Here is a 21,349-nt window from a genome sequence, read left to right on the forward strand (position 1 = left end):
GAACATACGCGCTAAACGCGTACAATTCCTCACTCATTCACTCGATCATGTATAACGGCATGACCCGGTTCTCTCTACTTGATTCAAGAGACGCTCCTGGGGGATATTCGGTACGCAACAGAGATTAGGCTCACACCGATACCCTAATTCGCTGACACTGCTTAGGCGACCTACTCGTTCCAGTCATAGCTTTACTGAGATACTAATAACAGGAGTATACCGAATTCACTAGACATAGTCAATATGACAGCTGCCTGGCAGCCGCCATCCTAGGCTTCTTCCTTTTGATCGAACTGCATGCTCTGCCAGCCTTCATTGTTTAAAAGCTCCAGCTGAGCTTCCAGCAGCGTACGGAAACGCGTACGGTAAATCGACGCTTGTTTCTTCAGCTCTTCAATCTCCAGAGCTACCTTACGTGAACGTGTCAAGGATTCGTTAATAATCCGGTCTGCGTTCTTCTCAGCTTCTTTCAAGATCAGCTGCGCTTCTTTCTTGGCGTTATTTCTAACTTCATCCGCTGCTTCCTGGGCAACAATGATGGTTTTGCTTAACGAGTCTTCGATGTTCGTGAAATGATCCAGACGCTCCTGCAAGGCCACCGTTTGATTAGCTAAGTCTTTATTCTCACGAATCAATGCCTCGTAATCTTTAATGACTTGATCGAGGAATTCATTGACTTGATCTTCATCGTATCCGCGAAAAGAACGGGAAAATTCCTTATTATGTATATCTAACGGTGTTAATGGCATCAGTGCCCCTCCTTTGCGTTTTGCACAGCTTTGCACGGCAATACGCACATCTATACTGAATCAGTTCGACAGAAAATTAGCAATTCCTGCATGGTTCGTGGATAAATTATCCACACTCACGCAAACTTGCCGATCTTCACACGAATCCTACCTTTTTTCGTTACGCCTTCAACTTCAAGCACCTTGAATCTGCCGAAGCCTTGCATAGAAACCATGTCGCCCTCTTTCAGCGGCTTGCTCGGATCTTCTTCAGGTTTCCAATTCACGCGGCAGCGCCCCGCTTGAATAGGGATCAGCACTTTAGCGCGGCTAAGCCTGAATACATCGCTTACAATCCCGTCCATCCGCATGGAGGCAACGGATAACGTCAGCTCGTCCAGGTTCACAGCAGCTAGCTCCAGCTTATTCAGTGGCAGCAGCTCTGTCTGAACATGCACTCTGTGAACTTGTGACAGGTTCAAGTGCAAATAATCGGCTGCATCCCGGGTAACCAGGCAATGGCAGCCACCCTCTATAACATGAATATCGCCAACCTTGTCTCGCTTCATGCCGAGTCCAAGAATGGCGCCCATGTAATCCCCATGTTCTAATGTTAGAAATTTACCGTCCCCGGATGAAACGGAGAGAACTGCCATCTCCATATCTTCTTCATCCAAAGACCGGTAATCAGGGGCGACTAGCGCCCTTCTGCGTTCCGCATCCGGATAGCCTCCGTCGAACCGGCAGTGCACATCCGGATGCCGATTCACGAGTGAGGTTAAAATGAAAGCTTGTCTGGGATCCAGAAAATCAGTCAGCTTCACGGCGTGGTTCTGTGCCGCCCGCTCCACCCAATCCCAGGCTTTATCTACAAAGTAATGTTCGTCTGAATGAAAATGGCTATAGAGTTCTTTAGACAATTTTAAAACATCCCTACAATGAAATCTAGAACGGCAATAATCCCCATGACCACAAATCGCAAAGCGATAAGGGCAACGATCGGCGACAAGTCGATGAACCCGATGCTTGGAATTATTTTTCGGAAAGGACTTAAGTACGGTTCAACTAATTTCCCCAGCAGACCACCGACAAAACTGTCGCGTGCATTCGGAAACCAGGAAAGAATTAAGTAACCGATAATCATGAAATAATAAATTTCCATCAAAATACTAAGATAATAGTGAACGTAATCCACGTACGCATCCACCTCTGTGTTAGGATATGCGCCTATTCCTCACCCATCATCTCTGAGATGTGGCCATGAATATCAACTGTATCAGGTGTGCAAAGGAAGATATTCGGTCCCAGTTTGGATATAGACCCATTCAAAGCATATACTGTTCCGCTCAAAAAATCTACGATGCGTATGGCTAAATCACCGCGAACTCGCTGTAGATTGACGACCACCGCTCTTCGAGAACGAAGATGATCCGCGATGTCTTGCGTTTCTTCGTACGTTCTAGGCTCGCTCAGCACGACACGCGCGTTCTTCTGAGAGTGAATGCTGACGACATTCGCCTTATTTTTATTACGCAATTCATAGGGATTGGTTTCAGGTTCTTCCGTTGTTTCCACGATTCGCTCACGCTCCACAACTTCTTCCTCTTCTTGTAATCCAAGAAAATTCATAAAACGGTTATAAACTCCCATTATAATTCCCTCCTATCCGCTTCTTCAATCCTTTATAACCTTTATGCTTCTTTTCCAACCAGAACAGTACCCAATCGCACCCAAGTAGCTCCCTCTTCAATCGCCACTTCAAAATCCCCGGACATTCCCATCGATAGTTCTTTGATGTCATACGGGAAGATGTTGCGCTCATTCAACCGATCTCTCAGTTCTCTCAAACGGCGAAATACAGGTCTAGTCGCATCGGCTTCCATCTCATAAGGCGCCATCGTCATTAAACCGGAGATATGTATATGCTGCAGTTTGCTGACTTCTTCAGCAAATTCGAAGAAATGCTCGGGGTCCATGCCATACTTGGATTCTTCTCCGGATATGTTCACTTGCAGCAAACAATTCACTTTCATACCCAGCGCCGCAGCCTGCTTGTCCAGCTCTTTGGCGAGCGACATCCGGTCGAGCGAATGAATGTAAGCGAATTTGCCAATGACATCCTTCACCTTGTTCGTCTGCAAATGGCCTATGAAATGCCACGTACCCCGGTCATGAAGTGCTTCCCACTTAGGCTTCACATCCTGCCAACGATTTTCACCGATATGCAGCAATCCTGTATCCAGTACGCTTCGGGTCGTCTCCAAGGACACATATTTGGTCACAGCAATAATCTTGATCTCATGCTCATTTCGTCCTGACCGCTGGCAAGCTGCGGCAACACGAGCTTCAACTTCTTCTTTACGCGCTAGTAAAGTCATATATGTAAACACCTCAATTTTCAAACGTTGCCTGCTTGTTTCTCCTTACCGAAGACCAATCCAAGCAACCATTCTACCTGTTGATCCGCCCTCTTTGCGATGAGAAAAGAAGTCATCTGAGCGGCAACTCGTACATAACTGAGTAACTTCGATATGGGACGACAAAATTCCTGCTTGTACCAACAATTTTCGGTTCAGTTCTTGCAAATTCAGCATGTACTTGCCATTGTCCTTGCCGGTAATCACCGTAAGACTTTCATCCGGCGTTGCATTCATCTCTTCCAGCACAGCATACACACGTGTTGCAACGGTTTCATCCACCTCATAACAGCAAACACCAATGGAAGGTCCGATGGCTGCCCTGATGTCCTTAGGCTGACTACCAAAAGTATGTGTCATTAAGGATATTGTAGCCATGGAAATGTTTAGCACGGTCCCTTTCCACCCGGCATGAGAGAGTCCCACAACGTGCTGTACAGGATCGTAGAAAAACAGCGGTACACAGTCTGCAAATTGCGCACAAAGCACAATTCCCTTCTCCTTCGTAATAAAGCCGTCCTTCGCTTGAATGGCTGACTCCCTCGACGTTCTTCCTATCCCTTTCTGCTGAAGCGACACAACCGTCACCTCATTGCCATGCACCTGCTCCGCATAGGTAAAAGCGTCGAATGGCTGACCGACTGCCTCGGCAAGCCGTTCGCGGTTTCTGATCACATGCTCTGGATTATCCAGCACATGCAGACCACAGTTCAGCGTTGAATAAGGCGCTTCGCTCACTCCGCCATGTCGTGACGTAAAGCCTGCCGTCAGTTCTTCAAATTGGTCCATCCAGTTTTCTATCGCAAAGAGTGCAGGCTGCCCCTCTCTAACTTGTTTCACAAATGGTTCCACGATCATTCCACTCCCTTGCTTTCATACTACCTCTACTTTAGCACAAAACAAAAAGACACACGATTGTCTCTTGGCTGATTGTGCGAATTCAGCCTACATTCGTGTGTCATACGTTAGTTGCGGAACTGTCTGTTGAACTCATAGACACCTTCATTTTCATCGGTTTGACGATATGGACGAGCATCTTCAAGCTTCACGAGCACAACGTCTGCGCCGATTTTCACAATATGTTTCCATGGTATGATGACGTCTGTTCCGGTACCAAACAATCCGAAGAATCGGCTTTGGTTCGGCACGACAATCGCTTCGATCCGTCCCTGCAGCAGATCAAGCTCCAGATCGCTGATTTGACCGAGTTTTTTGCCGTCCACGATATTGATGACATCTTTCGTCTGGAAATCAGATATTTTCATGAGGCTATTCACCACGAATCCATAGGATTTTAACTGATTTTGTACTAGTATATGTGCGGTGTGGGCAAAATGTCCTGAATATCAAAAAAAGACCGTCACAGCTTGTCACAGCTGCTCCGGTCTTTATGTATAGAAATTACGATTTCACGTGTTTCTGCATCTGGCAGATGGCTGATTTCTCAAGCCGCGAAACCTGTGCTTGGGAAATGCCAATCTCATCGGCGACCTCCATCTGTGTTTTTCCTTCAAAAAAGCGCATGGAGAGAATCATTTTCTCTCTCGCATTCAGCTTGCGCATCGCTTCACGAAGTGCGATTCCCTCAATCCAGGACATGTCCTTATTTCTTTCATCACTGATTTGATCCATGACATAAATCGGATCACCGCCATCATGATAAATCGGTTCGAATAACGATACCGGGTCTTGAATAGCGTCGAGTGCAAACACGACATCCTCTTTGGGCACGTTCAACGCTTCGGAGATCTCATAAATCGTAGGTTCGCGTGAGTTCGCGTTCGTCAGGCTGTCTCTGACTTGCAGCGCTTTGTAAGCAATATCTCTTAAGGAACGAGAAACGCGAATCGGGTTGTTGTCACGTAAGTAGCGGCGTATCTCACCTATAATCATCGGTACAGCATAGGTTGAGAATTTGACATTTTGGCTTAAATCAAAGTTATCAATGGCTTTCATCAGACCGATACAGCCAACTTGGAAGAGATCGTCCACATACTCTCCGCGATTGTTGAACCTCTGGATCACACTTAGAACCAATCTGAGGTTCCCATTCACCAATTTCTCTCTTGCCGTTCGCTCCTGCTTGGTCTGCAAATCAGCGAACAGCTCGCGCATTTCAGCATTGGTCAGAACAGGCAGTTTGGCGGTATCAACACCACATATCTCAACTTTATTTCGGGTCACCGTGATTACCTCCCAAGGAGAAACATTAATGTTAATTATCCCCCTGAGTGAGTGATTTATTCCTGCTTACCCCCTCGTCCAGCCACTTGACAAAAGGCCTCCGACTCGCTCCCCCCTGTGACGCCTGAACAATTTCGATATCGCCAGGTCAAAAATATTTTTCACAAAAAAAAGAGAGGTGGGATCGCAGCCTCATCCCAAGCTCTCTTTTCACCTTACACCATCTTATTAAACTCCTTACGAAGCCTTTTAATGATTCGCTTTTCCAGCCTGGAGATGTAGGATTGCGAAATGCCGAGTAGATCTGCAACGTCTTTTTGCGTTTTTTCCTCGCCGTCCTGTAATCCAAAACGCAGCTCCATGATAATTCGCTCACGCTCGCTTAATTTATCCAACGCTTTGTGCAGCAGCTTACGGTCTACTTGTTCTTCAATGTTGCGGTAAATGGTATCGTTCTCTGTTCCGAGTACATCAGACAATAGCAGCTCATTGCCATCCCAATCGATATTCAGCGGTTCGTCAAAAGATACTTCCGTACGGATTTTACTATTACGCCGCAGGTACATCAGAATTTCGTTCTCAATACATCTGGAGGCGTATGTAGCAAGTTTAATTTTTTTCTCCGGATCAAACGTATTAACGGCTTTTATTAAGCCAATAGCGCCAATGGAAACCAGATCTTCGATATTGATGCCTGTATTCTCAAATTTCCTGGCTATATAAACAACCAATCGCAGGTTGCGTTCAATCAGCATGGCTCGAATAGCGGCATCCCCGGACGGTAATTTTTCCAATAAGTATTCTTCTTCTTCTCTCGTTAGCGGTGGCGGTAGAGCTTCGCTTCCACCTATGTAATAGATTTCTTCTCCCTTAAGGCCAAGGAGCATCAAAATTCGATAGTACGCTAGTTGAAAAAGCATTTTCCACTTCAAGAGCATGTTAGTTTCCTCCTAAGAGTTTTCCGTAGGAAAACTTACTTCGTAAGCATAAACTGAGTTTTGCGTTAGCAAAACTTGCTTCGTAAGCATACGCTGAGTTTTGCGTATCAGAACAGACTTCGCCAGGGCAATGAAAGCGCTAACCAGCAGATATTAATGCCGGATGAATAATCGCTTGATAGGATCCGTCACTGCAAAGCTTTCCACCGTCGAGTCCGATAAGCACCTTAGATGCTTCAATTTGCGTACTATTATGGGTAATCACCACCTTATCCGGTTTAATGGCCAGCATGAATTGGGTGTTCCGATTAACGCCTCGATAAGGCACTAGACGCAAGCGGTCCTGCCAAACGAACTCTTCTACACCCAAACCGCTTATGATTTGGTCAACATCAGCTGACCGAATCCGCTGCAGCCACTCTACAGGCAATACATCGCCCCATTCCGACACTTCCATGACCATCACAGGGGTGCGCGTTAGTGGATCATACAATTGATTTCCCGTATCAATCAATCCTTTGCAGGAGGCCGTGTAATCTCCTACATGAATCGTAACTTCCGCAACGTAGGCTGTCAGCACCTCACGCTGCTTCGTGCTTTGCAGCACGGTCCTGAACCACCAGAGCAATGGAATAAGTAACAAAAGAACAAAGAGCACGCTGCCAATTTGGAATTGGAACATGGCCACACCGGATTGGGTGAATACAATACCTTTCATCACCTCAGAGGACGATGCAAGGACGTAATGGATACCAAACATTCCGCCAGCGACAGCAAAATTTACTAAGAGGAACGTTCCGAGGTTTCTCAATAAATTTTGTAAAGACCCGAACCCAAAAGCAGTCATAATCATCCCTATACAAAACATACATTTCACAGAAAATGTAAAAAGAAAAACGGGTACCGGCAAGAACATAATGACGACATAGGAGGCTCCTAAGAACGACGAACCTACGATTCTCCACCACTTGAACGATATTTTCCGCGTTTTGGCCGTTACGATCAGCATGGCCGCATCCATCAGAAAGTTCAGTAGGAAAATGAGATCCGCGTAGACGATCACAATGTCCTCACCTCCATGATAGATGCTTTTTCAACCATTTTCCTGACGAAACTTTAAGGTTCTAAATCAGTATAGGGCAATCCTAGTTCAAAGTCTGTCTAAACTTGCTAGTAAGCTACTACTTTTTTTGTCAGTTGACGCGGCCTTTAGCTAGCTAGAAAAGCCTTCAAAATAACAAAAAACCGAAGCCGCTACATGACGTAGGACTTCGGTCTCTTTACACATTCTGTGTAATTATTTGTCGTTATTCCGCCCGCGATTGCGCAGGAACGTCGGAATATCCAATTGATCGTTTGACGGCTGTGAGCCAAAAGGTTTGAGGTTGTTCAATCGGTCGGAAGAAACGGATGGCGAGGATTGTGGTTGCTCTTGATGTCCGCTGACCGGACGCTTAACTGGTTGAGCCAGCGGTGATGCTCTATGCTCAAAACCGGTAGCAATGACTGTTACCAGAATTTCGTCTTTCAGTTTATCATCAATAACGGCTCCGAAAATCATGTTCACTTCAATATCGGAAGCTGATGCCACGATATCCGCCGCTTCATTGACTTCGTACAAGCTAAGGTTCACGCCGCCTGTGATGTTCATTAGCACCCCACGAGCACCTTCGATCGACGTTTCCAAAAGTGGCGAGGAAATCGCCTTTTTCGCTGCTTCAGCCGCGCGGTTTTCACCTGTTGCCACTCCGATTCCCATCAGGGCGGAACCACGTTCTGTCATGATTGTCTTCACATCGGCAAAATCCAAGTTAATCAGACCAGGAACCGCGATCAAATCGGAGATCCCTTGAACTCCTTGGCGAAGTACGTTATCCGCTTCGCGGAAAGCTTCAAGCATAGGCGTCTTCTTATCTACGATTTCCAAGAGACGATCATTAGGAATAATGATAAGCGTATCCACTTTTTCTTTCAATGCAGCAATCCCTTGCTCTGCTTGTAAAGAACGTTTGCGACCTTCAAATGTAAACGGGCGAGTAACAACACCAACGGTTAATGCGCCCACTTCTTTTGCGATTTCAGCAATAACGGGAGCCGCTCCAGTTCCAGTACCGCCACCCATTCCTGCAGTAACGAATACCATGTCTGCGCCGCGAAGCGTGTTCAGAATCATCTCCCTTGACTCTTCTGCCGCTTTCTTCCCAACATCCGGGTTTGCGCCTGCGCCAAGACCACGCGTCAGCTTGTCCCCGATTTGCAATTTATGCACCGATTTAGCAAGGTGTAAAGCTTGAGCATCCGTGTTAACGGTAATAAACTCAACGCCCTTAACGCCGTTCTCGATCATTCGATTTACCGCATTACTACCACCGCCACCAACACCGATGACCTTTATTTGAGCCAACTGTTCCATATCCATATCAAATTCAAACATGTGAGTCATATCCCCCTAACGTTGCGTTCACTATATAAATTCACTGAAAAAACTTTTTACACGTTCCAAAATACCAGGTTTAGAGCTCTCGGAGGATTTTTTTGTTACAGGTTTGGATGCCACTTTTTTGGTGAAAGCGGTATTCCGGTTTTTCATGTACTTGGAAACGAATTGAATGATGCCAACACCACTCGTGTAAGAAGGATCACGCACTCCGATGAAATCAGGAACGGCAATTCGAACAGATGTAGCGAGTTGAGCTTGTGCAATTGCGAGTACACCTGGCATACAAACGGTTCCGCCTGTGAGTACATACCCACCAGCTAGATCGCCATATCCCAGACGGTGTACTTCTGCACGGATCATTTGGAAAATTTCTTCAACGCGGGGTTCAATAATATTCGCGAGATCAACTTGCGAAAACTCTTTTTCCACATTGCTTCCCATTCGTGTAACCTTAAACATTTGATCGGGGGCCGAGTCGTCTACCGATGCGCAACCGTATTTCAGCTTTATTTTCTCTGCGATTTCGAGCTGAGTACGAAGGCCTATCGAGATATCATTGCTGATATACTCACCGCCGATTTGAATCGTTGATGTGGCTGTCAGATTCCCTTGTTCAAACACAGCGATCGTCGCTGCACCTGCACCAACATCAACCAGTACAGTTCCAACTGATTTCTCATCCTTGGAAAGAGCTAACTGTCCGGATGCAAGCGACATCAAGATGAGGCCTGCGACCTTAAGTTCGGATTTTTCCACAACTCGGATCAGATTATGTATCCCCGTCTTCGCGCCTGTGATAATCGTCGCTTCCACTTCTAAGCGAACGCCGATCATGCCGCGAGGATCGTTAATGCCTTCTTGGCCATCAACTAAGTATTGCTTAGGTACGACTCCAATAATTTCACGCTCGGGAGGTAATGCGATGACTCTTGCCGCTTGAATGACACGATCAATATCCTCTTCCCCGATTTCTCGGTCTTCATTGGAAACAGCGACAACACCGTGACTCGATTGAAGAGCAATATGATTCCCTGAAATTCCTACGTAAACCTCGGAAATTTGTACGCCGACCATTCGTTCAGCATGATCAACAGCGCTCCGGATGGAGTTGACCGTTTGGTCAATATCAACGATTGCGCCTTTACGAATACCCTCTGACTCGGCAGATCCCACACCTATTATATTAATGGTTCCATTAACAACTTCCCCAATAATAGCACGAACCTTGGATGTACCGATGTCTAAACTAACAATGATATCATTGTTGCTCAAGCCCCTGGCACCTCCTATAACTTGGATAATATTGTGTTTACATTACAATTACTTAAATACGTATTCCACACAACCGCCATATTCCCTCTTTTTTCAACATTTTTTTTAACGGAAGCAAAGTCGTTTTTTTAAACAGTTAATTTTCAATAGAATAGGGATAAAACAAGTCTAGTAATTGCTTGTACACTTCATAGGGTCAATAGATTTCTATTTAACCATAAAACTAATTTTAACATTAATTTTCATGGTTGAGTAGTCCATTAAACCGTTTTTTTATCAGGAAGGGCGCGCTGTCTCTGGGATTACGGTTTCGGTGTCGCTTTTGGAGTCGCCTTTGGCGTCGACTTGTTCCCATCCTTGTTAGGATCGGGTGATGGGCTTGCTGCTGCGTTGCTTCCACCTTTTTGGCCCGACGTATTATTCGAATCATTCTTTGTATCTTCATTAGGTTCAAAAGGAGCATGATATTCTACTTCTAGCATTTTGATAATACCGCTAGTAATATGATCCTCTTGTAAGCTTGCTATATAAGCAGGCAGATTGTCAATTTTCTCAGGCAAGTAAGCTATCGTGGTATACACTTCGAATTGGGATCTCGTGTACAGCTTGATTTTGTCCGGGTACGGCTCCGACGGGTCCGGTTTGATTTCGGAAATGTCCGAGAGCGCACTCTCCGGAATTTCACCAAGCACTTTGCATAGTGCTGCTTTATTCGGATCACCATCCGTCCACCCTGTCAAAATGGGCATATCCAGTGGAATGCTGCTGCCAGCAGGCAATTCAACGACAGCGCCATCGGCAAGCACGGCTTGCTTCTTGCCATCAGGAGCTATCTGGAAAGCAACCTTCGGATACTCCTGCACAGTAATGAGAACCTTGCCTGGAAAATGCTTCTTCACCGTAGCTGTCTTAATCATGGGTAGAGATGCAATACGTTGTGTTATCGTTTGTGAACTGAAGGCAAAGAACCGGTCCCCGACGGCAATCTGGCTGGCTTGTCCGATCGTTTCGGAGGTCATGAGCTCATTTCCTTCAACTTCAATGGCACTTACACGGCTTAGTGAAGATTGAAAAAACAAAATGACTAAAATGATGATAAAAAAAATAAATAAAAAGATGAGCAGTTTTCTATTCGTACGGGCTCGTGGCTTTGGAACGGGCGGCAGAGCGGGCATATTGCGGTCGTCAGACAAGCTGGGCACCACCTAATCGTTTCGAATGAAGGTTAAAATTTACAATCTTGTATGTACCAATCAAATGAAACCGTGAATCCCCGCCTGAATCCAGGAAGGGATGCGCGGAATTCATTCAGTTGTTCGCTTGCTCGCTTGAAACAGGTGATTGTCGATGCACGGATGCACCCAATCTTGAAAGCATATGTTCAATTCTATCATAGCCTCTATCAATATGATGAATTTGCTCAACGATCGTCGTACCATGCGCAGCCAGACCGGCGATAACAAGTGCTGCGCCAGCACGTAAATCCGTCGCCTCCACTGTCGCCCCATACAACCTGGGAACGCCACGAATAAAGGCTGAACTCATATCTACACGGATATCTGCACCCATACGGGACAATTCATCTACGTGCTTGAATCTACCTTCGAAAATCGTTTCTTTCATTACGCTCATCCCGTCTGCTAAGGATAGCAGCACCATAACCTGTGATTGCAAATCAGTAGGAAAAGATGGATGCGGCGAAGTCACGATACGTTCGACGGCCTTCGGTCTTGTCGGACAGCTTACATGTATTATATCACCGTCAGAGATGATTTGAACACCTGCACGCTTGAGGACATGGATCACAGAAGTTAAGTGAGCAGGGTTAACCTTCTCTAAAGTAATGCTCCCTTTTGTTGCAGCAGCGGCCACCATAAAGGTTCCAGCCACAATACGGTCAGGGATGATGCGGTAGGTGCAAGGTGACAGAGTTTCCACACCACGAATGGTGATGGTATCTGTTCCTGCTCCGATAATGTCGGCGCCCATGGCGTTCAGGAAGTTTTGCAAATCCTGAATCTCCGGTTCGCGGGCCGCATTATAAATCGTTGTGATGCCTTCTGCTTTCACAGCAGCCATCATGATATTTTCCGTCGCTCCGACGCTGGGGAAATCCAGAACGATTTCACTGCCATGAAGCGATTCGGCTGTGCAAACAATTTTGTTTGCGAATTCTTCGATGTTGGCTCCTAAAGCTTGCAGCCCTTTCAGGTGCAAATCAATTTTACGTTCGCCGATTGCGCAGCCTCCGGGTTGATACACGGTGACACTGCCAAATCTAGCGAGCAGCGGTCCCATTAGAAAGATGGATGAACGCATCTGCCCCATCAATTCTTCTGGAATATGCGAGGAATTAGCTGTGGATGTTGTAAGGGATACCGTATCCCCTTGCTGTTCGGCACGGCAGCCCAACGCACGAAGAATGCGCAGCATGGTGTCGATATCGAGCAAATTAGGAACATTATGCAGAGTATGAGTGCCGCTAGCCAGGATGCATGCTGCTAAGATTGGTAATGCGGCGTTTTTAGCGCCGTGTATCTGGATGGCTCCCGTGAGAGGTTTTCCACCTTCGATAACGAGCTTCTCCAAAGTTCCACCTCCGATTTACCTCTCACCCATCACCAAAACTTCCGGTACTAGCGATATGCCGTACTGTTTCTGTACGATTTGCTGTACTTCTGCGATGAGAGTGAGAACGTCCTCGGCTTTAGCATCTCCGGTGTTCACAATGAAATTGGCGTGCAGCGTGGAGATTTGCGCTCCACCGACACGTTTGCCTTTCAGGCCAGCCTCTTCGATGAGCTTTGCGGCGAATCCCCCTGCGGGGTTGCGGAAAACACTTCCAGCACAAGCTAATTGAAGCGGTTGTGTGCGAAGACGGCGATCCCGGTAAGCCGCCATGGCTCCCGCGATTTCTTTGCGTTCTCCAACCTGTAATTCAAAGACAGCTTCTGTTACTATGCCGGGTAGAGTGTGCAGAATCGAATGCCGATAGGCATACTGCAAATCCTCTGCCTGCATCGTGACCAATTCCCCTGTGTCCAGGATGACTTCAGCCTGCTTGAGTATGCGTGACACATCGGACCCATGAGCCCCTGCATTCATGTAGACGGCGCCTCCCACAGAACCGGGAATGCCCGAAGCAAACTCCAGTCCGGTTAAACCTTCCTTGGCTGCCAGCACAGACAATTTAATGAACGAATAGGAACCGCCTGCATAAACCGTCGCACCTTCAAAGCGCAAAGTTTCCAGCGCAGAGCCAAGTTTGATAACTACCCCTCTAATTCCTTTGTCACTGACAAGCAGGTTAGAGCCACGGCCGATAATCGTCCATGGTACTCCACGTTGATGCAGGAAACGGATGACTGCAGCAACCTGCTCCTTCGTGTTCGGGAGGATAAGGCAATCGGCCGGACCACCGATTTTCCAAGTCGTATAAGGGGCCAGTCGCTCATTCGTTCGAATCTCGCCAATATTTGCTGCCTTTAAGTCGGATATTAACTGCTGCATGGGAAAACCTCCTTCACAGAACATAGGGCGAAATTATTGAATCAGCTTAAGCTCCATAATTTCAAAAATACGGACCAAGTTGAAGATGGCCGGGCTTCAAACTTTGGCGCCATATTAAGCCTTAGGTGTCTGTCACGGTTATAGTATAGTTTATGTAAAATCGGATAGAGTGTGACAATCGCCCATTCGCTTTCGAAAAACTAACTCGATAAGCTGTAGGATTCAATCAATTTAACGATCGCAGCAACAGCATCGCTGTCATTGCGGGATTGCATAGCTGCTTTATAAGTTTCTCTGTTTGCATAGAGAGCCTCCAGGCGGGTTTGCAGCGATTCAGCTGTAAGCTCATCTTCCTGCATAACCTCCGCGTAGCCGGCTTTCTGAAACGACTTGGCGTTCAGAATCTGATCGCCACGGCTCGCTTGCAAAGACAAGGGAATAAGCAGCATTGGTTTTTCCAATACCAAAAACTCATAGATAGATGTAGCGCCAGCCCGGGAAATCACAAGATCTGTCATAGCTAAGACATCCGGGAGCTCCTCATTCAAATATTCAAACTGTTTATAACCGCGCGTCCCGGCAAACTCTGCCGCAATATTGCCCTTCCCGCACAAATGAACAATTTGAAATTGCTCAAGCAAGCGGGGCAGATTGGATCTGACGGCTTGGTTGATGACCTGCGAGCCCAGGCTCCCCCCCATGATCAAAATAACGGGTTTCTGCTTATGAAAATCGCAAAGCTGGCAGCCTCTGGAGGCTTTCCCACTCCGAATATGTTCGCGAATTGGCAAACCGGTTAGAACCGCTTTCTCTTTGTTGACATGCTGCATGGACTCCGGAAATGTTACACATACTTTCGTTGCCATAGGAATCGATATTTTGTTAGCCAATCCTGGCGTAATATCGGATTCATGAATAATAACCGGCACTTTGTTCATGCGACTGCCCAAAACGACCGGTACGGAAACGAACCCGCCCTTCGAAAAGACGATGGCGGGCTTCAGACGACGGAGCAATCTATAAGATTCATAAACACCTTTCATCACTCTAAAAGGGTCTTTGAAATTTTTCAGATCAAAATATCGACGCAATTTCCCAGAAGATATCGGGTAAAAAGGAACACCTTCGCGCTCGATGATGTCTTTCTCGATGCCTGTAGCCGAGCCTATGTATTTAATTTCCCAACCTAACTCTTTCAGTTTATGCATAAGAGCAATGTTGGGCGTAACATGTCCTGCGGAGCCTCCTCCGGTAAAGACAATTGTTTTCATTCCCTTGTCACCTCGAATAACGGGATATATTGAGCAGGATGCCGACGGATGTCAGCATAAGCGTCAACGACGAACCACCTGCACTTATGAATGGCAATGTAATACCGGTAACTGGAAACATCCCAATGACGACACCGATATTAATAATTACTTGAACAGCAATCATGCCGATAATGCCAACAGCAATTAAACTTGCAAATGTATCCGGAGCTGTAATAGCCGCCCGCATACCGCGCCATACTAAGATGGTAAATAATAGAAGCACTAAAGTGCCGCCAATAAAACCAAGTTCTTCTGCAATGATGGAGAAAATAAAATCGGTTTGCGGCTCAGGCAAATAACTGTATTTCTGACGGCTCATACCAAGTCCTAACCCTACTAAGCCGCCTGGACCAATTGCATAGAGAGATTGAATAGATTGATAGCCTGCACCAAGCGGGTCCTGCCAGGGATCTAAAAAAGCAGTAATCCGCTTCAAGCGGTACGGAGCAGCAATGATGAGTCCAATAAAACCGGCAACCCCTATCATACCCAGATATGAAAGATGAAGCAATCGTGCGCCTGAGATAAAAATAATCAGCAGCGAAGCTCCGACCAGAACAGCGCCGGTTCCAAGGTCAGGCTGCAGCATAATCAACCCGAAGGCTAGCCCCATAATCCCTAGCGGTGGCAACAACCCTTTGGTGAATTGGGTAATTTTGGATTGCTGCTCCGATAACAATTTGGATAAGTACAGAATCATCCCCATCTTCATGAACTCCGACGGCTGTATACCGAAGGCGCCGATCCCAAGCCAGCTTCTGGCCCCGCCGCGCACCACCCCGATGCCGGGAATGAGCACAATAATAAGCATGCAGAAACATACGATCAGTGTAATGCGCGCTATCTTTTTCCAAACGAGATAATCTACATTCATCGTAAAAAACATCGCAATGATCCCTAAAACAGCGAAAATTAACTGCCGTTTGAGATAATACAGGGAATCTCCGAATTCCCGAAAAGCAAGTACACTGCTCGCACTGTAAACCATAATAATGCCAATTGTCAAAAGCAGCAAGGTTGGAATAATAATCCAAATATCAGGAGCAGACCGTGATTTACCCATAACAGACACCTCTTTATGTGTTCTGGGCCACATCCAAAGGATGGATAGCCGAGCAGGAGACAACCGTCGCCTGCCAGCAAACACATGTGGATAAGCCCTATTTAAAGGTTATGCACGGACTCCTTAAACATGCGTCCCCTGTCCTCAAAGGAGGGGAACATATCCCAACTTGCACAAGCCGGCGAAAGCAGGACGATGTCCCCCGCTTCACACATCTGCCAAGCAAGCTGAACGGCTTGCAAAATTGCATCCGCTGCATCCTTAGCAGTATCGACGGTTTGAATGCTGCTAATCCCTGCCAGCTCTGCGATATGATTAATTTTCTCTTTTGTTTGTCCGAGTGTGACGATCCCTTTCACTCGCTCACGGAATGTAGGCAGCAGCTCCATGTAATCAGAGCCTCGATCCAAGCCTCCTGCAATTAATACTAGCTTCTGGTCGAAGGCTTCAATCGAGCTTATCGTTGCCACAGCGTTTGTTGCTTTCGAGTTATTGTAGAAGGTGATACCCTTCAGTTCTCTCACAAACTCCAGACGGTGTTCTACGCCTTTGAAGCTTCTAAGCACATCTGCGATCGTGTGCGGCTCCACACCTGCTGTGAGAGCCGCTGCCGCTGCCGCCAAAGCATTCTCAATGTTAAAGCTGCCAGGCATTCCCATGTCCCGTGCCGGCATAATCGGCACAATGTCCCCCTGTCCATTTGCATAAACAAGGTTATCCGATGACTGGTCATAATAAACACCGTAAGACAATGCTTCTTTTCTGGAGAATGGGAAAAGCTTCGCTTTTAGCGTAGGAATAAGCGATTGGCATACCGGTTGGTCCCAATTTAATATAGCCGTATCTTCTTCTGTTTGATTGGCAAACAGCTTCGCTTTTGAGGCAATATAATCATCCATCGAACCATGGTAGTCCAGATGAGTTTCGTACACATTCAAGAACAGCGCAATTTTCGGACGGAACGAAGTTGTCCCTTTAAGTTGAAAGGAGCTTAACTCTACAACCATCCAATTGTCGGCCGTTACTTCAGGCGCTGCTTCCGTAAGGGCACGCCCGATATTCCCCGCCACGACAGGCGATAAGCCTGCTGAATCCAGCATTAATCCAATCAATGTCGTCGTTGTTGTCTTCCCGTTTGAACCTGTAATCCCGATAATCGGCGCTTCACAGAACTGATAGGCGACCTCAACTTCCGTAACGACTTCAATACCAAGCTCCAATGCTTTACGAATCGGCTCTACCGAGTATGGAATCCCCGGGTTTTTCACAACGAGCGCAACACCCTCATGCACCAAGGACTCCGGGTGAAACCCGCATACAACAGAAATACCCAGAGCCTCCAATTCGTCGGCTTCAGGGCATGCGCTCCGTTCTTTTTTGTCATTGACGGTGATCAGGGCACCTTGTTGATGAAAAAGCTTAGCCGCAGCGACACCGCTGCGAGCCAAGCCCAATACAACCACTTCAAGTCCACGATATTCCCGCGGATGCATCATGTTCTACAACACCTCATTCATATATAATCCGAGTGCAGCAAGTACAAGACCTACGACCCAGAATGTGATAACGACACGCCATTCCGACCATCCGACCAGTTCAAAGTGATGATGGATCGGACTCATTTTGAAAACACGCTTGCCCCTGGTCTTGAAGGAAACAACTTGAATAACGACAGATAAAATCTCGATCAGGAACACGCCGCCGACAACCGCCAGCAGCAGCTCCGCTTTGGTCAAAATCGCAACAGCCACTAAGCCGCCGCCGATGCCAAGCGAGCCTGTATCTCCCATAAACACTTTGGCCGGATGCGCATTGAAGACAAGAAAACCAAGCACAGCACCGACCATTGCCGCTGAGAAAATCGCTGCTTCCGGCTGTGTGTTGTTCATCGCAATCACCGTATAAGCGCCAAATGCAATTGCACTTGTCCCTGCCAGCAAACCATCCAAGCCATCGGTGAAATTCACCGCGTTCGACGCGCCTAACATGAGAATCGCCATCAGTGGGAAGTACAACCAACCCGGATTGAAGTGGAACTCCACAAAAGGAATATATAAGTCCGTGCTATGTCCTTCCCTTACCAGCAGGTAACAAACAATAGCCGAGATCAGCAGCTGCCCGAACAGCTTTTGTTTCGCTGTAAGGCCAAGAGAGCGCTTGAAAATAATTTTGATGTAATCATCCAGAAAACCTACCAGGCCGTAGCCTAGTGAAGCAATCAGCAAGATGAGAAGATCGGTATTTTTATCAGCAAAACGAAGGCTTGCCAAAGCCAGGGCAATCAGAATGATGATGCCGCCCATCGTTGGTGTTCCTTGTTTCTTCAAATGTCCCTGTGGGCCATCCTCACGGATTTGTTGGCCAAACTTCATACGCCGCAAAATCGGAATACAAAGCGGCCCCATAATAAGCGCAAGCACAAATGCGACGCCCATCGTTAATAAAATTGCGTTTTCCACGTTGGTTCCCCCTGCTCGTTTCCGTTAACCGAAAACGATCTACTGTTTCATCATAAGTTCATTCTGTTCTTATTAAGTGAGTAAAGCGTTCACGACTTGCTCAAGCCGCATACCGCGCGAGCCCTTCACAAGCACAATATCCTCCGGCTGTGCCAAAGCGGCCAGCTCGCTCGCGAGCAGCTCTTTGTCCTCGAAGGCGCGCACGCGGTCCTTCGGGAGGCGCGCCGCCGCTTCCTCTGCGATGAAGCGGCCCAAACGGCCGAACGTGAAGACGTAGTCTACACGTTCCGGCGAAACCATCGCGCCAATTTCGCGATGGAACTGCTCTTCGTGCTCGCCAAGCTCCAGCATGTCGCCGAGCACGAGGAACTTCCTACCGAAGCCGCCCAGCGTCTCGGTCAATGTAATGGCCGCCCGCATGGAGGCCGGGCTGGCATTATACGCATCGTTCAGCACAGTCAGCCCTGAGGCTGCCGTCAGCTTCTCGATGCGCATGCTTGTCATCTCCAGCGAGCGGAGCCCCGCTGCAATGGCTTCCGGCTGAACGCCGAAGGCTTCGCCGATGGCGATGGCCGCTAACGCGTTGATGACGTTATGCGTGCCGAGCAATGGAATGTACAATTCCGCGTAATCGGGTGCATTGATCTGGAAGTGCGCACCGTCCGCATCCATACGAATCGCAGTCGGGTATTTCGCATTGTCCTTGCCATGTCCAAACCGGAGGCGGTGAAGCCCCTCCGGCAAGCTACGCTCAGCAAGAGCCATCTCAATGAGCGGCTCGTCACCGTTGTACACTAACAGGCTGCCGCTTGGCATGCCGCTTACGATCTCCACTTTCGCCCGGGCAATTTCTTCCCTCGAACCCAGCTGAAGCATGTGAGACTCGCCGATCATCGTGATGATCGATGCATCCGGCTCGGCCAAATCGCTTAGCAGCTCGATCTCGCCCCGACCGCTCATCCCCATTTCAACAACGGCAAACTCTGTCGTTTCCTCCAGCTGTAAGAGCGTAACCGGCAAACCGATATGATTATTTAAATTCCCTTTGGTTTTATGCACTTTATACGTACTTCCCAAAACCGCTGCGACCAAATCTTTCGTTGTTGTTTTGCCGTTACTGCCCGTTATGCCTATGATACGTACAGGCAGTTGCTTCCGATAAGCCTTGGCTAATTGCTGTAAAGCTGCCAGCGTATCTGCCACGGGGACATAGGGAACACCTGCAGGTGCCTCTCCGCGATCCTCCTGCCATAATACAGCCGCCGCTCCTTTATGATAAGCTTCCTCTGCATAGGTGTGCCCGTCAAACTTTTCTCCAATCAGCGGGACGAATAGACTGCCGGCCGGAATCGAGCGGGTATCGGTCGAGACGCCCGCAACGCTCACGGCAGTTTCTGTCCCTCGAACCTCACTCCCCAACATGTCTGCAATTTGTTCTAATGTACGCTGGATCATCGCTTTCTCCCCTTTATCGCAGCCTTAGCCACCAAACGATCATCGAAATCATGCTTGACCCCCATGATGTCCTGATACGTTTCGTGGCCTTTTCCCGCTATCAATATTACATCTTTGGGGCCTGCCCCATCAATAGCCTTTTGTATCGCTTTTTTACGATCTGGAATCAATTCATAGTTATTTTCGGGATAATTGACCTCCTTCAGACCAGGAACAATGTCTTGAAGGATCGCATCCGGATTCTCGGTACGAGGATTATCGGAAGTCACATATAAATAATCGCTATAGGCAGCTGTTACCTTCCCCATCATCGGTCGCTTCGTTCTGTCGCGATCTCCTCCACAACCAAATACGGTAATGACTTTGCCCTCGGCAAATTCACGGACCGTAGAAAGTGCATTCTCAAGTCCATCCGGCGTATGGGCGTAGTCAACCAGAACCAAGTAATCCTGGCCCTCATCCACGACCTCCATCCGTCCATCTACGACAGCAATACTTTCCAAGCTGTTCCGAATTGCCTCTAACGGAATACCTTCTGCCAATGCGGCTGCGATAGACCCAAGAGCGTTATATACATTAAATTTGCCAACCAATTTCATTTCGAAGAACGCTTCTCCGGCAAAAGAGACTAATTGGAAAGCTGTGCCTTTTGCGGTAATCCGAATGTCCGTCGCACGAACGTCACATGGCTGCTCTATCCCGTATGTAATCACTTGTGCGGCAGTAAGTCTGTTGAACGTTTCTGATGCCGCATCATCCGCGTTTAAGATCGCATACTGACGATCTTGGGGATTGCCTGAAAAACCGTTGCCCAACCTGGAGAACAAAAGCCCTTTTGCCGCTGCATAAGCTTCCATGGTTTTGTGGTAGTCCAAATGATCCTGGGACAGGTTCGTAAAAATGCCTGATCGGAAGTGAATGCCCTTCACACGGCCCATCTCCAAAGCATGGCTTGAAACCTCCATAATGCAGTAATCGGTTCCAGCCTCGCACATGCTGCGAAAACTGCGCTGCAGGTCAACGGACTCTTGCGTTGTCCGCTCCATCTCGGAGTACGTATCACCGATTTTCATTTGAATCGTGCCCATCAGACCCGTGGTAAAGCCTTGATCGCGCAATATTTTTTCCAGCAAGTAGGTCGATGTTGTTTTGCCGTTGGTCCCTGTAATTCCGATTAACTTTAATTCCTTACTAGGATATCCGTAGAAATGAGCAGACAATGCGGCCATCGCGTATCTGGCATCCTTCACCACCAGTTGTGGAACCGGCAAATCCAGCACTCTTTCGGTAACAAGCGCAGAAGCCCCAAGCGCAATCGCTTTTGGGGCGTAATCATGGCCGTCAACCGTCAGTCCTGGGATGCACAAAAATATATCGCCTGGTTTAATTTTACGAGAGTCTGCTTCAATCCCCGTAATCTCCGTATCCGCATTTCCATGTATGTGGGTAATGAGCAGTGCGGAAGCAAGCTCCTGCAGTTTCATGAGCAACCCTCTCCTTAACATTTTTCCTATCTATTATGGACAATTTTATGCATATGGAAAAGCTAAACATGTCTTACTTGCAAATC

21 protein-coding genes and 1 other annotated feature (1 of these 22 cut by a window edge) are annotated in these 21,349 nt (G+C 47.5%); all 21 genes read right to left on the minus strand.

The genetic code is table 11. The features are described from left to right. Positions 1 to 196: a binding site (T-box leader), on the minus strand; it reaches 51 nt to the left of the window's first position. 73 nt (positions 197 to 269) lie between these two features. After that, positions 270 to 749, minus strand: coding sequence for a DivIVA domain-containing protein (locus tag AC3WTJ_RS28990; protein ID WP_127452003.1), 480 nt, complete (start codon positions 747 to 749; stop codon positions 270 to 272). A gap of 116 nt (positions 750 to 865) precedes the next feature. Further along, positions 866 to 1,648: a YlmH family RNA-binding protein gene (locus tag AC3WTJ_RS28995; protein WP_127452001.1), complete on the minus strand. Its 783-nt coding sequence runs from the start codon at positions 1,646 to 1,648 to the stop codon at positions 866 to 868. A gap of 2 nt (positions 1,649 to 1,650) precedes the next feature. Continuing rightward, positions 1,651 to 1,923 (minus strand): YggT family protein, encoded by a 273-nt coding sequence (locus AC3WTJ_RS29000; protein WP_309491760.1) that lies wholly within the window; start codon positions 1,921 to 1,923, stop codon positions 1,651 to 1,653. A 32-nt stretch (positions 1,924 to 1,955) separates the two neighbouring features. After that, on the minus strand, positions 1,956 to 2,378 hold the full coding sequence (locus tag AC3WTJ_RS29005; protein WP_127451999.1) for a cell division protein SepF: 423 nt from the start codon (positions 2,376 to 2,378) through the stop codon (positions 1,956 to 1,958). A gap of 41 nt (positions 2,379 to 2,419) precedes the next feature. Continuing rightward, complete coding sequence (locus AC3WTJ_RS29010) at positions 2,420 to 3,106, minus strand: YggS family pyridoxal phosphate-dependent enzyme (protein WP_492524697.1); 687 nt, start codon at positions 3,104 to 3,106, stop codon at positions 2,420 to 2,422. A gap of 45 nt (positions 3,107 to 3,151) precedes the next feature. Beyond that, positions 3,152 to 4,003 carry a peptidoglycan editing factor PgeF gene (gene pgeF / locus AC3WTJ_RS29015; protein WP_492524698.1) on the minus strand — a complete coding sequence of 284 codons (852 nt, stop codon included), beginning with the start codon at positions 4,001 to 4,003 and terminating at the stop codon, positions 3,152 to 3,154. 107 nt (positions 4,004 to 4,110) lie between these two features. Beyond that, positions 4,111 to 4,410: a YlmC/YmxH family sporulation protein gene (locus tag AC3WTJ_RS29020; RefSeq protein ID WP_127451993.1), complete on the minus strand. Its 300-nt coding sequence runs from the start codon at positions 4,408 to 4,410 to the stop codon at positions 4,111 to 4,113. A 136-nt stretch (positions 4,411 to 4,546) separates the two neighbouring features. Continuing rightward, positions 4,547 to 5,329, minus strand: coding sequence for an RNA polymerase sporulation sigma factor SigG (sigG, locus tag AC3WTJ_RS29025; RefSeq protein ID WP_127451991.1), 783 nt, complete (start codon positions 5,327 to 5,329; stop codon positions 4,547 to 4,549). Between the two features lie 215 nt (positions 5,330 to 5,544). Further along, the gene (gene sigE, locus AC3WTJ_RS29030; protein WP_090816111.1) at positions 5,545 to 6,267 is read right to left on the minus strand and encodes an RNA polymerase sporulation sigma factor SigE; all 723 of its coding nucleotides are present in this window, start codon (positions 6,265 to 6,267) and stop codon (positions 5,545 to 5,547) included. Between the two features lie 139 nt (positions 6,268 to 6,406). Beyond that, positions 6,407 to 7,330, minus strand: a complete 924-nt coding sequence (gene spoIIGA, locus AC3WTJ_RS29035; protein WP_407867896.1) for a sigma-E processing peptidase SpoIIGA — start codon at positions 7,328 to 7,330, stop codon at positions 6,407 to 6,409. 234 nt (positions 7,331 to 7,564) lie between these two features. Beyond that, complete coding sequence (gene ftsZ / locus AC3WTJ_RS29040) at positions 7,565 to 8,701, minus strand: cell division protein FtsZ (protein WP_157321566.1); 1,137 nt, start codon at positions 8,699 to 8,701, stop codon at positions 7,565 to 7,567. 30 nt (positions 8,702 to 8,731) lie between these two features. Further along, positions 8,732 to 9,979 carry a cell division protein FtsA gene (gene ftsA / locus AC3WTJ_RS29045; RefSeq protein WP_127451985.1) on the minus strand — a complete coding sequence of 416 codons (1,248 nt, stop codon included), beginning with the start codon at positions 9,977 to 9,979 and terminating at the stop codon, positions 8,732 to 8,734. Between the two features lie 302 nt (positions 9,980 to 10,281). Then, positions 10,282 to 11,172, minus strand: a complete 891-nt coding sequence (locus tag AC3WTJ_RS29050; RefSeq protein WP_492524699.1) for a cell division protein FtsQ/DivIB — start codon at positions 11,170 to 11,172, stop codon at positions 10,282 to 10,284. Positions 11,173 to 11,287: 115 nt separating this feature from the next. Continuing rightward, entirely contained in the window at positions 11,288 to 12,568 is a 1,281-nt protein-coding gene (gene murA / locus AC3WTJ_RS29055; RefSeq protein WP_492524700.1) for a UDP-N-acetylglucosamine 1-carboxyvinyltransferase, read from the minus strand. A 15-nt stretch (positions 12,569 to 12,583) separates the two neighbouring features. Beyond that, entirely contained in the window at positions 12,584 to 13,489 is a 906-nt protein-coding gene (murB, locus tag AC3WTJ_RS29060; RefSeq protein WP_407867900.1) for a UDP-N-acetylmuramate dehydrogenase, read from the minus strand. A gap of 200 nt (positions 13,490 to 13,689) precedes the next feature. After that, positions 13,690 to 14,760, minus strand: coding sequence for an undecaprenyldiphospho-muramoylpentapeptide beta-N-acetylglucosaminyltransferase (gene murG / locus AC3WTJ_RS29065; RefSeq protein WP_492524701.1), 1,071 nt, complete (start codon positions 14,758 to 14,760; stop codon positions 13,690 to 13,692). Between the two features lie 7 nt (positions 14,761 to 14,767). Then, the gene (gene spoVE, locus AC3WTJ_RS29070) at positions 14,768 to 15,865 is read right to left on the minus strand and encodes a stage V sporulation protein E (RefSeq protein WP_157321576.1); all 1,098 of its coding nucleotides are present in this window, start codon (positions 15,863 to 15,865) and stop codon (positions 14,768 to 14,770) included. Between the two features lie 101 nt (positions 15,866 to 15,966). Further along, complete coding sequence (murD, locus tag AC3WTJ_RS29075; protein WP_492524702.1) at positions 15,967 to 17,361, minus strand: UDP-N-acetylmuramoyl-L-alanine--D-glutamate ligase; 1,395 nt, start codon at positions 17,359 to 17,361, stop codon at positions 15,967 to 15,969. Between the two features lie 3 nt (positions 17,362 to 17,364). Continuing rightward, positions 17,365 to 18,300: a phospho-N-acetylmuramoyl-pentapeptide-transferase gene (gene mraY / locus AC3WTJ_RS29080; protein WP_127452395.1), complete on the minus strand. Its 936-nt coding sequence runs from the start codon at positions 18,298 to 18,300 to the stop codon at positions 17,365 to 17,367. A 96-nt stretch (positions 18,301 to 18,396) separates the two neighbouring features. Further along, the gene (locus AC3WTJ_RS29085) at positions 18,397 to 19,779 is read right to left on the minus strand and encodes a UDP-N-acetylmuramoyl-tripeptide--D-alanyl-D-alanine ligase (protein ID WP_492524703.1); all 1,383 of its coding nucleotides are present in this window, start codon (positions 19,777 to 19,779) and stop codon (positions 18,397 to 18,399) included. Continuing rightward, positions 19,776 to 21,263 (minus strand): UDP-N-acetylmuramoyl-L-alanyl-D-glutamate--2,6-diaminopimelate ligase, encoded by a 1,488-nt coding sequence (locus AC3WTJ_RS29090; protein WP_492524704.1) that lies wholly within the window; start codon positions 21,261 to 21,263, stop codon positions 19,776 to 19,778. Before AC3WTJ_RS29090 ends, AC3WTJ_RS29085 begins: the two co-directional genes overlap by 4 nt. Between the last annotated feature and the right edge of the window lie 86 nt (positions 21,264 to 21,349).

It is taken from the genome of Paenibacillus sp. FW101-FHT12H11 (genome assembly GCF_058790355.1).